The sequence below is a fragment of the Flavobacterium hydrocarbonoxydans genome (assembly GCF_009789235.1).
GTDB classification, from domain to species: Bacteria; Bacteroidota; Bacteroidia; order Flavobacteriales; family Flavobacteriaceae; genus Flavobacterium; species Flavobacterium hydrocarbonoxydans.
In genome coordinates this window covers 95,315-109,628 of sequence record NZ_WSTB01000003.1, presented here as the reverse complement: position 1 = coordinate 109,628, position 14,314 = coordinate 95,315, and the positions used below count along the sequence as shown (strand labels likewise).

The 14,314-nt window shown below is 34.2% G+C and carries 12 protein-coding genes; 3 read left to right on the top strand and 9 right to left on the bottom strand.

Going from position 1 to position 14,314, the window contains the following annotated elements; all coding sequences use genetic code 11:
* Positions 1-107 precede the first annotated feature (107 nt).
* Positions 108-620, top strand: coding sequence for an adenine phosphoribosyltransferase (locus tag GON26_RS06505; protein WP_160373933.1), 513 nt, complete (start codon positions 108-110; stop codon positions 618-620).
* Here the strand turns inward: GON26_RS06505 and GON26_RS06500 are convergent, their stop codons facing one another.
* The 4 genes from GON26_RS06500 to GON26_RS06485 all read right to left on the bottom strand — a co-directional run bounded on the left by GON26_RS06500 (position 621) and on the right by GON26_RS06485 (position 3,134).
* Positions 621-1,271: a response regulator transcription factor gene (locus GON26_RS06500; RefSeq protein WP_160374274.1), complete on the bottom strand. Its 651-nt coding sequence runs from the start codon at positions 1,269-1,271 to the stop codon at positions 621-623. It lies immediately after the preceding gene.
* A complete protein-coding gene (locus GON26_RS06495; RefSeq protein ID WP_230407902.1) occupies positions 1,249-1,920 on the bottom strand; it encodes a sensor histidine kinase in 672 nt (223 codons plus the stop codon). The genes GON26_RS06500 and GON26_RS06495 overlap by 23 nt, the downstream gene beginning before the upstream one ends.
* Positions 1,921-2,018: 98 nt before the next feature.
* Complete coding sequence (locus GON26_RS06490) at positions 2,019-2,666, bottom strand: hypothetical protein (protein WP_160373931.1); 648 nt, start codon at positions 2,664-2,666, stop codon at positions 2,019-2,021.
* 9 nt (positions 2,667-2,675) lie between these two features.
* Complete coding sequence (locus GON26_RS06485; protein WP_160373930.1) at positions 2,676-3,134, bottom strand: hypothetical protein; 459 nt, start codon at positions 3,132-3,134, stop codon at positions 2,676-2,678.
* Positions 3,135-3,602: 468 nt separating this feature from the next.
* Here GON26_RS06485 and GON26_RS06480 point away from each other — a divergent pair, with 468 nt between their 5' ends.
* Positions 3,603-4,427, top strand: a complete 825-nt coding sequence (locus GON26_RS06480; RefSeq protein WP_160373929.1) for an N-acetylmuramidase domain-containing protein — start codon at positions 3,603-3,605, stop codon at positions 4,425-4,427.
* Positions 4,428-4,460: 33 nt separating this feature from the next.
* Positions 4,461-4,835, top strand: coding sequence for a hypothetical protein (locus GON26_RS06475; protein ID WP_160373928.1), 375 nt, complete (start codon positions 4,461-4,463; stop codon positions 4,833-4,835).
* Between the two features lie 67 nt (positions 4,836-4,902).
* On the opposite strand, the gene pheT is transcribed toward GON26_RS06475, so the two are convergent.
* The 5 genes from pheT to GON26_RS06450 form a co-directional block, all read right to left on the bottom strand.
* A complete protein-coding gene (gene pheT, locus GON26_RS06470) occupies positions 4,903-7,323 on the bottom strand; it encodes a phenylalanine--tRNA ligase subunit beta (RefSeq protein ID WP_160373927.1) in 2,421 nt (806 codons plus the stop codon).
* A 180-nt stretch (positions 7,324-7,503) separates the two neighbouring features.
* Positions 7,504-8,367, bottom strand: a complete 864-nt coding sequence (locus tag GON26_RS06465) for a bestrophin family protein (protein WP_160373926.1) — start codon at positions 8,365-8,367, stop codon at positions 7,504-7,506.
* Positions 8,368-8,394: 27 nt separating this feature from the next.
* On the bottom strand, positions 8,395-9,705 hold the full coding sequence (locus tag GON26_RS06460; protein ID WP_160373925.1) for a TolC family protein: 1,311 nt from the start codon (positions 9,703-9,705) through the stop codon (positions 8,395-8,397).
* A 112-nt stretch (positions 9,706-9,817) separates the two neighbouring features.
* Positions 9,818-12,913 (bottom strand): efflux RND transporter permease subunit, encoded by a 3,096-nt coding sequence (locus tag GON26_RS06455; protein WP_160373924.1) that lies wholly within the window; start codon positions 12,911-12,913, stop codon positions 9,818-9,820.
* A gap of 75 nt (positions 12,914-12,988) precedes the next feature.
* Complete coding sequence (locus tag GON26_RS06450; protein ID WP_160373923.1) at positions 12,989-14,047, bottom strand: efflux RND transporter periplasmic adaptor subunit; 1,059 nt, start codon at positions 14,045-14,047, stop codon at positions 12,989-12,991.
* Positions 14,048-14,314 lie beyond the last annotated feature (267 nt).

The following is a 14,314-nucleotide window of genomic DNA, read 5'->3' as shown; positions in this document are numbered from 1 at the left end:
TTTTTACTAAACTATTTTTTGTAGTTTTGGTAAACGCTGTTTGCGGGTGCAAATATAGAGATAAATGTGAGATAAACAAGCAAAAAATTACAGAAAAATTAAAAAAAATGAAGATAGAAAATTATATACGTGATATTCAGGACTTTCCTAAAGAAGGAATTTTGTTCAAAGATATAACTCCACTGCTAAATGACCCAATTGCGAGGACAGCATGCCTGAAAATTTTAGTGAATTCTCTAAAAAATCAAAAAATAGATAAGGTAGTAGGAGCAGAGAGCCGGGGTTTTTTCTTTGGTATGCTTTTAGCGCAAGAACTCAATGCAGGATTTATTCCGGTTCGAAAGCCTAATAAATTGCCTTACGAAACCATTTCGGCTTCGTATGAGTTAGAATATGGTTCTGACAGCCTGGAGATACATACAGACGCAATACAGAAAGGAGATAAGGTTTTGGTTCACGATGATGTTTTGGCCACTGGAGGCACAGCAAAAGCAGTTTGTGAGCTGGTTGAGAAATTGGGAGGCGAAATCGTGCAATGCAATTTCCTGATGGAGCTGACTTTTTTGAATGGTAGAGATAAAATTATGAAGCACCCTATTTTTTCAGTACTCAGTTATTGATTAAACAAGTACAATTTTATGCTTTATGGCGTATAAGACCAATCCAATTCGGGTTTTGATTTCGAGTTTATCAAATAAACTTTCTCTGTATCCATCAATTGTTTTCGGACTCAGACACATTTCAGATGCGATTTCTTTATAGGTTTTTTCGGTACAGGCATATTGTATAAAAAGGATTTCTTTTTCCTTTAGATTGATTTTTTTAGAGTCATTATTGGCTTTTTTTACCAGAATTCCAGATACAGATTCTGTAAAATAAAAGCCTTTATCGATAACTGAGATCATTGCTTCTTTAAAAATTTCAGGAGAAGTATCTTTTAATAAATAGCCTTTAGCGCCATTTGTAATCATTTTGATAATAATTTCTTCATCATCATTTACTGAAAGCGCTATGACTTTAAGATTTGGGTTATTTTCCTTAACCCATTTCATAGTACTTATGCCGTCTAAAACAGGCATATTTACATCTAATAAAATTAAATCAACTTCAAGATCAGGGTTGTCTTGTAAGTGCGATATAAAAACTTTGCCATTTTCAAAGCGATTAATGACTTCAAAATCTTTAAAACTATTGATTAAAAGTTGTAATGATTGCGAAAAAAGCTGATGATCATCAACAATAATAATTTTATGTTTGGTTATAGTTCTCATCATTTGCTAATAAAGGATATTCTAGTGTTACGGTTGTTCCTGATGTATTTGTTTCTATAATTAGTGTGGCACCAATTAGTTTGGCTCTCAATTTCATGTTGTTTAATCCTGATCCAAAACTCACCAGCTGTGCATCATAACCAATTCCGAAATCTTTCATTATTAATTTAAAAAAAGATTCAGAGGTTACAATACTGACTTCGTATTTTTCGCTGTGTGAATGTCTTAGGCTGTTGTGCAAAGTTTCCTGGAAAATTCGATAGATAAACAACTCATGTTCTACGTTTATTTCCGGAATTTCTCCTATGAATTCATAGTGATACTGAATATTTTTTAATTTTTTTATTCGTTCTAAATCCTGTCGGATAGTTTGGATGAAGTTGGTTTGTAATAAATTGTCTTTATTTATAATACGTGATAAAACTCTGATTTCATCTAATGATTTAGCTAAAACTTCTTTCAAATCATTCAGTTCGTTAGGCTGAATTGCTTTTTCGTCCTGGGTGTACATATTGAGCTGCATTATACCTACTGATATGATTTGACCAATGTTATCATGCAATTCTTTACTAATTTCGCTTAGTGTCTGATCTTTAATTTCAATGCGTGTTTTAATGAGTTCTGATTGAAAATAAAGTTCTGATTCCATTTTTTCAACCAGATAATTGTTTTTTTTCTTCAGAAAATAAAAAAATATTACAAGAAGAATTATCAGTAAAGTTAAGAAAACAATACCTAACGATATAACTAATAATTGTATCTCTTTTCGCTCCATATAAATCCTATTATAAAGCAACTATGTGCTAAGAAATTAAGAATAAATAAAACCAGGCTAAATATAGAATCGTCTTGTTTTATTAAAAACCAGTTTATGGCAAGCATAAAAGGTAAAAATGGTACGTGAAATAACAGTATGCCAAGAAGATACCAAAAAAAAACTGATTTTTTAAAATTTAGTATTTTTTTCGAATTGAAAATTTCTACCAAATATAAGCAAGATAAAATCATAAAAAGCAATACACCCGCAGAAAAACTATAGGTAAAGGCTTGATTTACGTCGTCTTTAAAGTATAGGAAATTTAAAAAACACGAAGCTATAAAAAGGATTAAAAATAATATGGCAGTATTTCTATTTTGGATTTTAGTGAGATAGCTTCGAATGAGTAAAATATAGGCTGAAAAGGAGATAAACATATAACAGTTATACACATAATAATTTAAGTAGCCTGTCCATTCGGTAAAATAATATCCTACCACTTCTGTAAGTACAGAAAACCAAATTAAAGCTACTAAAAATTTAGCCTTATTATTAGGAAGTTTAGGCAGGTTAAACAAGCCAATAATTCCTGATAATAAAGCTAAATAAACAATATAAGATCTTAAAAATTCAAACATAATTAAAGTTTAGTAAAACAAACTTGGCGGTCTTCCGATGTTGCCATAGTTCATAGGGTCGAGGCTTTGAATATCTGCAGATGGCGCAGCTGCAGCTACTTTTGCGAATGTGTTAATTTGATTAGTTTCAGTTTCAGTTTCTGCTTCTTTTTCTTTTGCTACTTTTTTCCCTGTCGGAGCTAAGAAAAGAGTCGTTAGACCTGCTTTTTCGCCATGTTCTTTAGTGTCGGGATAAACGCCAAAATAAAATCGGATTCCATCAACTTCGTAGCCATCTTCAGCTCCTTGTGTTTTGATGTAGTGAATATAATTTTCTAAAGCTTCCAAAGAATACCAAATGGCATTTGCATCTTCTTTTTTAGCCGATTTAGCCGTTAGTTTATCTCTTTTTTTGGTGTAATTCAAATTCAATTCTTTAGCGAATTCTTTTGTAATTAGCTGGGTTGGTTTTGCTGGAGGGTTTTTCATGATTTTTTAATTTTAAAATAATTAATTAGTTAAAAATAGTGGTTAGCTACATTTTTAGAATAAAATCTTTCGACAAAAATATTTTAATCCACTTATAAGAACAAGGGGGAAAACACCCTTTTTTGTACAGGTAAAAATACTTAACAAAAAGGGTTAAGTGGCTGTTTTGTAATTGTTTATAAAAAATCAATTTTACACCATCATTTTTTATCAATCAAACGAACCGTCAAATAAATTTTCTAAACTAATTAAAAACTAAATTTTTTGAATCATGTCACACCCAAACCCTTTCGGATATTTCATTTATTGTTTAGCAATCAAAGTATTGGTTATTTCTCTAGTTCTTTTTTTTATAAATATGATCCATTAAACGGTTATTCTGATGCAAAAGATAAGTAAATATATTTCATAAATGAGGTTGGTTTTTCATCTTCTTCAAAAATAATTTTAATTTAAAATTTATGAGCTATGAGAACTATAAAATTCGGAGTAAAATCCAGCGAGGTTTATTATTTGAATGAACTTTTAGCAAAACTCAATTACAATGTTGTTGTTTCGAACCATTTTGGCACAGCAACAGATAAAGCCGTAAAAGATTTTCAATTGAAAAACAAGTTGGTTGTTGATGGAATAGTGGGGCTAAAAACCTGGTCTATACTTTTTGAAAAAACAAATAATGGATTGCTGGCTAATGAAAAACTGCTTTCTGAGCAAAATTTGATTGACTTTTCGAATGCTTACAATCTAGAATTGGCTGTTGTAAAAGCAGTTAATGAAGTAGAAAGCGGCGGAAAAGGTTTTTTAGTTGATGGACGTCCTAAAATTTTATTTGAAGGACATATTTTTTGGAAAGAACTCACAAAGAGAAATGTTAATTGCAGTGCTTATGTCAATGCTAATACTAAAAATATTCTGTTCCCGAATTACACCCGAAGCCATTATGTAGGAGGACAGGCTGAGTATTCAAGATTACAGAAGGCAATAGGGCTAAATACAGATAAAAAATTCAGTGATGCGGCACATTGCTCTGCTTCTTGGGGATTGTTTCAAATTATGGGGTTTAATGCTGTTGCCATAGGGTATCCCAATATTGATGATTTTGTTCAGAAAATGTATTTAAACGAAGGCGAACATCTTAAGGCTTTTGGTTTATTTCTTGAAAAAAATAACTTGATTACATTGTTAAGAAACAAAAAATGGGCAGAATTTGCATTGCGATACAATGGCCCTGCTTATAAAACCAATAAATATGACGAAAAACTTCAGAAGTCATATTTGAAATTTGCCTCGTAAAAAAAATAATTAATCTGTTTAAATTATAAAGTCATGAGTTATCTAGTTAGCCAAATGGTCAATACATTGGCAAATAAAGTTTTACGATTAGAAAAAGCAAATAGCGACAGGGATTATTCTGGCGGAGGCTGGTATGAGGAAATAAAACATGCTATTTTTCTGTATTCTGATTTTAGTGCTGTTTATAAATATGATTCTTTCAGAAGCGTTTCCGGTGGAGGACTTTCCCTTCCTAGTGAAAGCTCTTCAAGGAATTTAGGCAGATGGAATGTTTCTGAAGAATTTGGAAGATTATATTTGGAAATAATTTTTGATGATAATTCCCAACAAAAGCTGGAAACGAAAGATTTAGGTCCTGGTCTTCAAAAATTAGGAGATCAGGTTTGGAACCGATATCTTATAGGTTAAATATAGGAACAAAAAAAACCGACAATTTTTGCGAATTGTCGGTTTTTGTTTTGCTAAAAAAGCAATTTTATCTTAAAGTTGCACCCAACTCTGTTTCGAAAGTTTGTTGCAGTTTTTGCATGATTTTATCAATCTGAACATCCGTTAATGTTTTTGTATTATCCTGAATCGTAAAACTAAGTGCATACGATTTTTTGCCTTCTGGCAAGTTTTTACCTTCGTAAACATCAAAAAGATTTACTTCTTTCAAAAGTCCTTTTTCAGTTTGTTTGGCCAAATTATAAATACTTTCGTAAGTAGTTTTTTGATCAATCAGCAAAGCTAAATCTCTACGAACTTCCGGATATTTAGGAATCTCTGTGTATTTGATTTTTCCGGTAATTATTTTCAGAACCAAATCCCAGTTGAAATCAGCATAATAAACATCCTGCTTGATTCCGAAATGCTTTAGAATTGATTTTTTAACAACACCCATTTCTACCAGAGTATCATTATTATAAATGATGTTTATTCCTTCTGAAAAAATATCAGATTGTGTAGGTGTATTGGCTATTTTAGTAATTCCTAATCGTGCTAAAATTCCATCAACATATCCTTTTAATAAAAAGAAATCAGTCGGTTTTTGAACAGCTGTCCAGCTTTCTTTATTTTTATTTCCTGAAATCGATAAACTAAGATGTTTGTGCTCTTCGTATCCGTTTAGGTATTTATGGTAAGTTTTCCCAAATTCGAATAATTTTAGATCCGAATTTCTACGGTTGATATTATACGAAACGGCTTCAAGAGCTGAGAATAATAAAGACTGACGCATTGTTGCTAAATCATTGCTCAACGGATTCAGCATCGTAACATTGTGTTCCTCTTTTAAAACAGCAGATAATTTCGCGTAAGCAGAAGTAGTCAAAGAGTTGGCCATCATTTCATGAAACCCTTGTGAGTTCAATTGTGAGGCGATACTGTTTTGAACTTTGTAATCTTCCGTTCTTGGTGAATTTGAAACCGTTGCATTGAATTTTTTCGAAAATTCGATATTGTTATAACCGTAAACTCTCAGAATTTCTTCGATAACATCTATTTCACGCTGTACATCAACACGATAAGCCGGAATGGTTAATCCTAAACCGGAATCGGATACACTGTTTACTTTTATATCCAAAGAAACCAATATTTTTTTGATGGTATCTTTTGGAATTTCCTGTCCAATGATTTTAGAAACATGACTAAAGTTTAATAAAACAGAGAAATCTTCTATTTTTTTAGGATATATCTCTACAACATCAGACGTGATGGTTCCGCCAGCTACTTCCTGAATCAAAAGTGCAGCACGTTTTAGAGCATACTCCGTGATGGTAGGATCAATTCCTCTTTCAAATCTAAAAGAAGCATCCGTGTTTAGTTGATGCCTTTTGGCAGTTTTACGAACACTTACCGGATCGAAGTAAGCACTTTCTAAGAAAATAGTAGTTGTTCCTTCAGAAACTCCTGATTTTTTTCCACCAAAAACACCTGCGATACAAAGCGGTCCTTTTTCGTCGCAAATCATTAAATCTTCTTTGTGTAATGTTCTTTCGACATCATCCAGAGTCACAAATTTAGTCCCTTCCGGAAGTGTTTTTACAATCACTTTTCCGTTGATTTTTGCAGCATCAAAGGCGTGCAAAGGTTGTCCTAATTCGTGTAAAACATAATTAGTAACGTCAACAATATTATTTTTTGGAGTTAATCCAATTGCTTTTAAGCGGTCTTGTAACCAGGCTGGCGAATCTCCAACAGAAATCCCCGAAATAGTAACACCACAATATCTTGGTGCTAAAATGGGCTCTTCTACAACAACATCAATTTTTAGCGTACGCATATCCACTCTAAAGTTGCTCACAGATGGTGTGATCAATTCGACGTTTACGCCGCGTTGCAACATTCCTGCTCTTAAATCGCGTGCGGTACCATAATGACTCATAGCATCGGCACGGTTAGGTGTCAAACCAATTTCGAAAACTTCGTCATTTGCAATTTTAAAAACAGTAGCAGCCGGAGTTCCAGGTTCTAAATTTTCATCTAAAACCATGATACCGTCATGACTTGTTCCAAGACCTAGTTCGTCTTCGGCACAAATCATTCCGTGGCTTTCCTGCCCGCGAATTTTTCCTTTTTTTATAGTAAAAGGTTCTCCGTCTTTATCATATAAAATGGTTCCAATGGTTGCAACAGGAACTTTTTGTCCAGCAGCTACATTGGCAGCACCACAAACCACCTGAATTGGTTCTTCTAAACCAATATTTACTGTGGTAATGTTTAGCCTGTCCGCATCCGGGTGTTTTTCACAAGTCAATACATGTCCTACAACTACACCTTCTAAACCTCCTTTTATAGATTCGTATTTTTCAACAACTTCAACTTCCAGGCCTAAATCGGTAAGTAGCTCAGAGGTTTGCTCAGATGTCCAGTCGGTTTTTATGAATTGTTTTAACCAGTTGTAAGATATTTTCATGATAATTTTATTATTCTTGAATAAGGGTGCAAATATAAGGATTGATTGTGTGAGTAAGAAACAATTTTTTGTTTTTTACGTCATAAAAATAAAGGTTTTTTTGATAAAATAAAAGTAAGAAACGAATGTAAAAACAGCTTTTTTAGTACAAAAAAACAGTGTGAATTATAGATTCAATTTTTAAATTAGTTCTTCAACATGTTTTTTGATATTTTCGGCTATTTTTTGTGTGGGCAAATCGTTCGCATCCGTCCCGAAAGGATCTTCAATTTCTTCCGCAATAAGTTCTAAACTTGCCAAAACATAAAAGATAAAAACCACCACAGGAATTACATAATAGCCTAATGAAAAAACATATCCAAAAGGCAAAGTAAGTACATAAATAAAAATGAACTTCTTGATAAAAGCGCTGTAAGAATAGGGGATAGGCGTGTTTTTAATACGTTCGCAGGCTCCACAGATATCGGTAAAAGAAGAAACTTCTCCATTAAGTGTTATCAATTGATCACCGGTAATCTTATTGCTTTTATATAAATCATTAATTTTTGAAACCATGATTTTAGCAATCTGATTGGGCCTGTGTTTGTGATGATCAATAACTAAATCGACATCATCAAAAAGCTGTTTTCCTGTCTCTTCGTCTTTTAAATGTTTGTTTAAAATAGAAGCATAGGCAGGAATTATTTTCCTAAAAAAAGTTCTGTCTTTTTCATCCGCTAAAATAACCGAAAGTTTTATAGCGAAATTACGACTGTTATTAACCAGACTTCCCCACATTCTGCGCCCTTCCCACCAGCGATCATAAGCGGTATTGGTTCTGTAGGCCAAAAGTAACGAAATTACAAATCCCAGCATGCTGTGCATGAGCGAGATGTTTTTTACGTGACTGTCTTCGGGTAAATCCCAATATTCGATTTCGAGATAAGCAATAGCTCCGGAATAAAGACCTATAAAAAACATTACAGGAATCAGCTTTCGAAAAGTATCAGCTTTGCTAAAATGGAAAATAAAACTAAACCAGTCTTTTGGGTTATACGAAGTCATTTAAGTATTTTTTGAAACAAAAATAATTTAAAAATTGATATTTCCAGCTAATTCTTTCAAAGCAATTTCAGATAATTTTGCCTGATATTGTGCATTGCTGTAACGTACTTTTGCATTGACATAATTAAGCTGTGCCGTTCTGAATTCTAAAGTGGTTATGGTTCCAATTCTAAATTTATCCAAAGTAATCGATAAATTTTGTTTTGCAATTTCTTCGTTATCTTCTTCTAAACCAATTAATTCTAAGTTGGTTAAGTAGGTTTGAAAAGCAGTACTCAATTGTGTGTTCAGTATCATGTTTTGCTGTTCAATGGCAATTTGAGTATTCTCGATATCCAGTTTGGCAATTTTTTCATTACGATGCTGATTGAATCCGTCAAAAATATTCAGCGTAGCATTAAAGCCATAATTCAGACCTCTGGATGAAGCTTCGCTGGTAAAACCTAAACTGGATTGACTTTCATTAAAATTGTATCCTGAAGTCAATTGTACAGTTGGGTAGCGGTCCGCTTTTACTTGTTTCAATTGTAATTCGGCAATTCGTTTATTAATAATTTGTGCTTCTAACGCCGGATTTTGTTTTTGTGCCAAATCTAATAAATCGGCAAAAACCAATTTTTCATCAACAGTAACCAAATCAGTGACTGTAAATTGCACTTTTGGATCACGTGCCAAATACTGATTTAGTAAAATCTTCGCATTGGCATAGGATTCTTTTTGTCTTAGCAATGCCACCTGATCGGAATTTAAATCGACCTGAGCATTCAAAACTTCTAATTTTGAAGCTTTTCCAATACTGAAACGGTTTTTAGCCAAATCTAATCTTTGAGTCGAAATAACAATTGTGGTATCCAAAGCAGCCAATTGCTGTTGCTGCTGAACCAAATCATAATAAGCCGAATTTACCTGACCGATTTTGACTAAAATTGTTCGTTTAAGTTCAGCATCACCTAACTTTTGAAGTTCTTTTAGCTGATCTAATCTGGCAAACATTTTCATTCCGTCAAAAATGGTCCAGCCTAAACTTACACCATAAGACAAACTGTTATTTTTGGCATTATCTAAGGATGTCGAAGTACCATCCTGACGTGTTTGAGATGAATTTTGAATACTATTATTATCCACTACCGAAGCAGTAGCCGTAGGCAGCATACCAGCGTTTCCAATGGTTACATTGGTTTCGCTAATTTTGGATGTGTTTTTGGCAATCTTAATTTCGAAATTATTTTCTAAAGCAATTTTGATAGCGTCTTCGATAGTCAGGACTTCCTGCGCGCTACTTTTTGCCATACAAAACAAAAATAAAATCAGGGTTTTTACTATATTTTTAGTTTTCATAAAATGAATTATTGTAAACGAATTATTTTAAAATCTGCCAGGATTTGCACCAATTTCGACTAATTTTTGATGTTGAATTTGTGACAATTGGTGCATTTCGTGGTGATTATATTTATTTAACGGCTTTTTCGTATTCTTCGATATGATCAAATTCCGGATAATGTTTTCTGGCTTTCGACCACATCAAATAAATAGCAGGAATTACGAATAGGGTTAATGCTAAAGAGAAAATAGTTCCTCCCACAATTACAACTCCCATCCCAATTCTACTCGTAGAAGCTGCTCCTAATGACATTGCAATTGGTAAGGCTCCTAGAGCAATCGCCAGACTCGTCATCAAAATAGGGCGTAAACGTGCTTCTGAAGCTTCTAAAATGGCTTCTAATTTTGGTTTTCCCTGTTCGCGTAATTGGTTGGCAAATTCTACAATCAGGATACCATTTTTGGTTACCAGACCAATCAGCATTACGGTTCCAATCTGGCTAAAGATATTCCAGGTCTGATTGAATAACCAAAGTGAAAATAAGGCTCCCGCTACCGCCATTGGTACTGTTAAGATGATAATCAATGGATCTATAAAACTTTCAAATTGTGCAGCTAATATTAAAAATATCAATAAAAGCGCCAATCCAAAAGCGAAAGAAGTATTCGAACTGCTTTCGACGAAATCACGGGATTCTCCACTTAAATCGGTCGTAAAACTTTCGTCTAAAACCTTGGCTTTAATCTGATTCATAGCATCAATTCCGTCACTAATACTTTTTCCGGGTGCCAGACCTGCCGAAACCGTGGCCGACATATACCTGTTATTATGGTACAATTGCGGCGGATTACTTTGTTCTTCAACCGTAACAACATTATCCATCTGAATCAATTGGCCTTTATTATTCTTAACAAACATTGACGTTAAATCAAGTGGTTTCGAACGGTCTTTTTGATCAAATTGCCCAATTACCTGATATTGTTTTCCGTTTTTAATGAAATAACCAAAACGTTGTCCGCTCAACGAAAGTTGTAATGTTTGCGCCACATCAATAATCGAAATACCTAAACTTTCGGCTTTTTCACGGTCGATACTCACATTTATTTCGGGTTTGTTGAATTTTAAATTTACATCAGAAATGGAGAAAACATCACTTTTGCCCACTTCTTCCATAAACAAAGGAATTTTTTCTCTTAGTTTTTCAAAATTCTGCGCCTGAATAATATATTGAATTGGCAAACCTCCACGTCTGTTTACTGCAATTGTGGGCTGCTGAATTACAGATGTTTTGGCATCCGGATATTTCTTAGTCCATTTAGTCAATTGATCGGCGATATCTTTTTGAGATTTTTCTCTTTGGTCTGGTTCTTTTAATGAAAGCCTGACAAAACCAGTATTAGTAGCCGAAGCTCCAAAACCAGGTGCTGTAATGACCAAACTTACTTTTTTCTCCGGAATAGAATCGTCAACCAATCTCGAAATTTCCTGCATAAATCGATCGGTGTATTCATACGAAGATCCTTCAGGTGTAGTCATACGCATTGTTACCGAACTACGGTCATCGTACGGAGCGGTTTCCTTGGGAAGAATCGTAAAAAACAAATAAATTAATCCAAAACAAGCAATTAGAATTGGAAAACTAATCCATTTTTTGTTCATGAATTTTTGCAAAGATTCCGCATAACCGCTATTCAGTTTTTCGAAAAAAGGTTCAGTGAGAACATAAAATTTAGATTTTTTCTGTTCGCCCCCTTTCATTAAATAAGCATTCAACATGGGCGTTAAAGTCAGGGATACAAAGGCCGAAATTAATACGGCAGCTCCAATCACGACCCCAAATTCCCGAAAGAGTCGGCCTACGAAACCTTCTAAGAAAATTACCGGTAAAAATACCGCAGCCAAGGTTACCGAAATCGAAATTACGGCATAGAATATTTCGTTCGAGCCTTTTATCGCAGCTTCAATCGGCGACATTCCTTCTTCTACTTTTTTGAAGATATTTTCGGTAACTACAATTCCATCATCTACCACCAAACCTGTAGCGAGAACAATAGCTAAAAGAGTTAATACATTGATCGAAAACCCGAAAAGCCACATAATAAAGAAGGTAGCAATCAACGAAACCGGAATATCAATCAAAGGTCTGAACGCAATGGCCCAATCTCTAAAGAATAGGTAAATAATGATGATTACAAGTAAAATTGAAATACCTAAAGTTTCTGCCACTTCTAATACTGATTTCTTTACGAAAATGGTATTATCAAGCGCAATATTCAGTTTGATATCTTTTGGTAAATCTTTTTTTAATGCTTCAAATTTTTTATAAAATTCAGCTGAAATGTCCAGATAATTAGCTCCGGGCATCGGAACAATTGCGAGACCAATCATCGGAAGACCCGATTGACTCAGTTTGGTTTCTATATTTTCAGGCCCTAGTTCGGCTCCGCCAACATCGCTAAAACGAACAATTTTATCCCCTTCCGTACGGATAATAATATTGTTGAATTCTTCGGGTTTAGATAGATTTCCGATGGTTTTTACCGTCAGTTCGGTATTGTTTCCAGTTAGCTTTCCGGATGGTAACTCTACGTTTTGGGCGTTCAGGGCATCACGAACTTCGGCAACGGTACAGCCATAAGCAGCCAGTTTTACAGGATCAATCCATAAACGCATGGCATAACGCTTTTGTCCCCAGATTTGCACACCACTTACCCCTGGAATGGTTTCCAGTCGTTGCGAAATAACATTTTCGGCATAATCACTTAATTCTAATGAACTTCTGGAATCACTCTGAACAGTCATCGAAATAATGGCATCACTATCGGCATCAGCCTTAGAAACTACTGGTGGTGCATCGATATCCTGTGGTAAACTTCTGATGGCTTGCGAAACTTTGTCACGAACATCATTTGCCGCTTCTTCTAAGTCTTTGTCAAGATTAAATTCTATGGTAATATTACTGCTTCCCTGATTGCTCGAAGAAGTTATATTTCGGATTCCGTCAATGGCATTTACAGCTTTTTCTAAGGGTTCCGTAATTTGAGATTCTATAATATCCGAATTGGCTCCGGTATAATTGGTTCTGATGGAAACCTGCGCAGGGTCAATCGAGGGGAATTCCCGAACACCCAAAAAAGTATAACCAATAAAACCGAACAGAATAATCAGAAGATTCAGTACGATGGTTAAAACAGGTCTTTTTATACTTGTAGTTGATAAACTCATGAGAGATTTTAGATTTTAGATTGGAGACTTTTGATTGCAGATTTTGAAAACTTATAACCTACAACTCATAACTCACTACTTTACATTAACTTTTATCGGAGCTTCGTTTTTCAAAGACATCACACCACTTGTAACCAAAGTGTCACCCGCTTTCAATCCAGAAAGAATCAGGATCGAAGCATCTGTTCGGGTAGTGGCTTCAACCATCACTTCTTTGGCTTTGCCCATATCCGAAATAAATACTTTTTTTCCGTTTTGTACAGGCACTATTGCTTCAGATGGAATGACAATAGCATCTTTTATAATATCCAATGGTAATTTTACATCAGCAAAAGTCCCTGGAAATAATTTCCCGTCAAGGTTATCAGCAATGGCGCGAACCTGCAAGGTACGTGTCGCTACTTCGACCTCTGGTTCGATGGCATAAATTTTTGCCGAATATACTTTTGTTGAACCCGAAACGGTAAAATCTATTGTAGAACCTGATTTTACCTGAGTGGCATATTTTTCAGGAATAGAAAATGTAATTTTTAATTTTCCGGTGTTGACTAATTTTGCAACCAAAATTGTTGGTGTAATATAAGTTCCCGGCGAAATAGAGCGTAAACCAATTTTTCCTGAAAAAGGTGCTTTTACAGAAGTTTTAGCAATTTGGGCTCTTATTAATTGTGTTTGGGCTTGCGCCGAAGCGTGATCGGCTCTGGCAACATCAAATTCTTCCTGACTGATGGCTTCTTTTTGAAGTAAAAGTTTAGCACGTCTTTCGTTTTCAGCAGTTAAACCTTCTCTGGTTGAAGCTTGTCTTAGTTGTGCTTTCAATTCAAGATCATTTACCTTAAAAAGTACCTGACCTTTATTTACATGACTGCCTTCGGTAAAATAAATTCCTTCGACAATACCAGAAACTTCACTTCTAATTTCGATTTGTTCATTGGCTTCAATAGAACCCGAAAGTGATAAATTATTATCAAAAGTGGCAGTTTTGACTACAATTCCTGTTACAGTTGTTGTAGCGTTTTTGTCTCCAGATTTTTTTTGGTCGTCATTTTTACTTTTATTCGATACAATTCTGTAGGCAATAAATCCTCCAAGACCGATGATAAGTAAGGCATAAACTAGGTGTTTTACTTTCATAAAATTAGGTAAATGTTGTTTTTGGGATGCGTTTTTAGTAAGATTACAAATTTAGTTTTTTGAAACGAATACACTAGATGTTAGCTTTTATTTAACATTTGTATGTACAAATAATAACATTATAAATCTGGCTGTTATATAGGTTTCAGACAAAACTATTCTAGTTTAGATATCTTTTTTGATGAAAGGTTTAATTGGAAAGTGATTTTTTTTGAAGCTACTAAGTTTTTGAGGTTCTAAGTTGCTAAGAATCATTTTTTTTAGGTT

Coding starts and splice junctions, on each gene's coding strand:
- GON26_RS06500 (WP_160374274.1), bottom strand. CDS start 1,271: ATGAGAACTATAACCAAACATAAAATTATTATTGTTGATGATCATCAG.
- GON26_RS06475 (WP_160373928.1), top strand. CDS start 4,461: ATGAGTTATCTAGTTAGCCAAATGGTCAATACATTGGCAAATAAAGTT.
- GON26_RS06490 (WP_160373931.1), bottom strand. CDS start 2,666: ATGTTTGAATTTTTAAGATCTTATATTGTTTATTTAGCTTTATTATCA.
- GON26_RS06460 (WP_160373925.1), bottom strand. CDS start 9,705: ATGAAAACTAAAAATATAGTAAAAACCCTGATTTTATTTTTGTTTTGT.
- GON26_RS06480 (WP_160373929.1), top strand. CDS start 3,603: ATGAGAACTATAAAATTCGGAGTAAAATCCAGCGAGGTTTATTATTTG.
- GON26_RS06495 (WP_230407902.1), bottom strand. CDS start 1,920: ATGGAATCAGAACTTTATTTTCAATCAGAACTCATTAAAACACGCATT.
- pheT (WP_160373927.1), bottom strand. CDS start 7,323: ATGAAAATATCTTACAACTGGTTAAAACAATTCATAAAAACCGACTGG.
- GON26_RS06485 (WP_160373930.1), bottom strand. CDS start 3,134: ATGAAAAACCCTCCAGCAAAACCAACCCAGCTAATTACAAAAGAATTC.
- GON26_RS06455 (WP_160373924.1), bottom strand. CDS start 12,913: ATGAGTTTATCAACTACAAGTATAAAAAGACCTGTTTTAACCATCGTA.
- GON26_RS06465 (WP_160373926.1), bottom strand. CDS start 8,367: ATGACTTCGTATAACCCAAAAGACTGGTTTAGTTTTATTTTCCATTTT.
- GON26_RS06505 (WP_160373933.1), top strand. CDS start 108: ATGAAGATAGAAAATTATATACGTGATATTCAGGACTTTCCTAAAGAA.
- GON26_RS06450 (WP_160373923.1), bottom strand. CDS start 14,047: ATGAAAGTAAAACACCTAGTTTATGCCTTACTTATCATCGGTCTTGGA.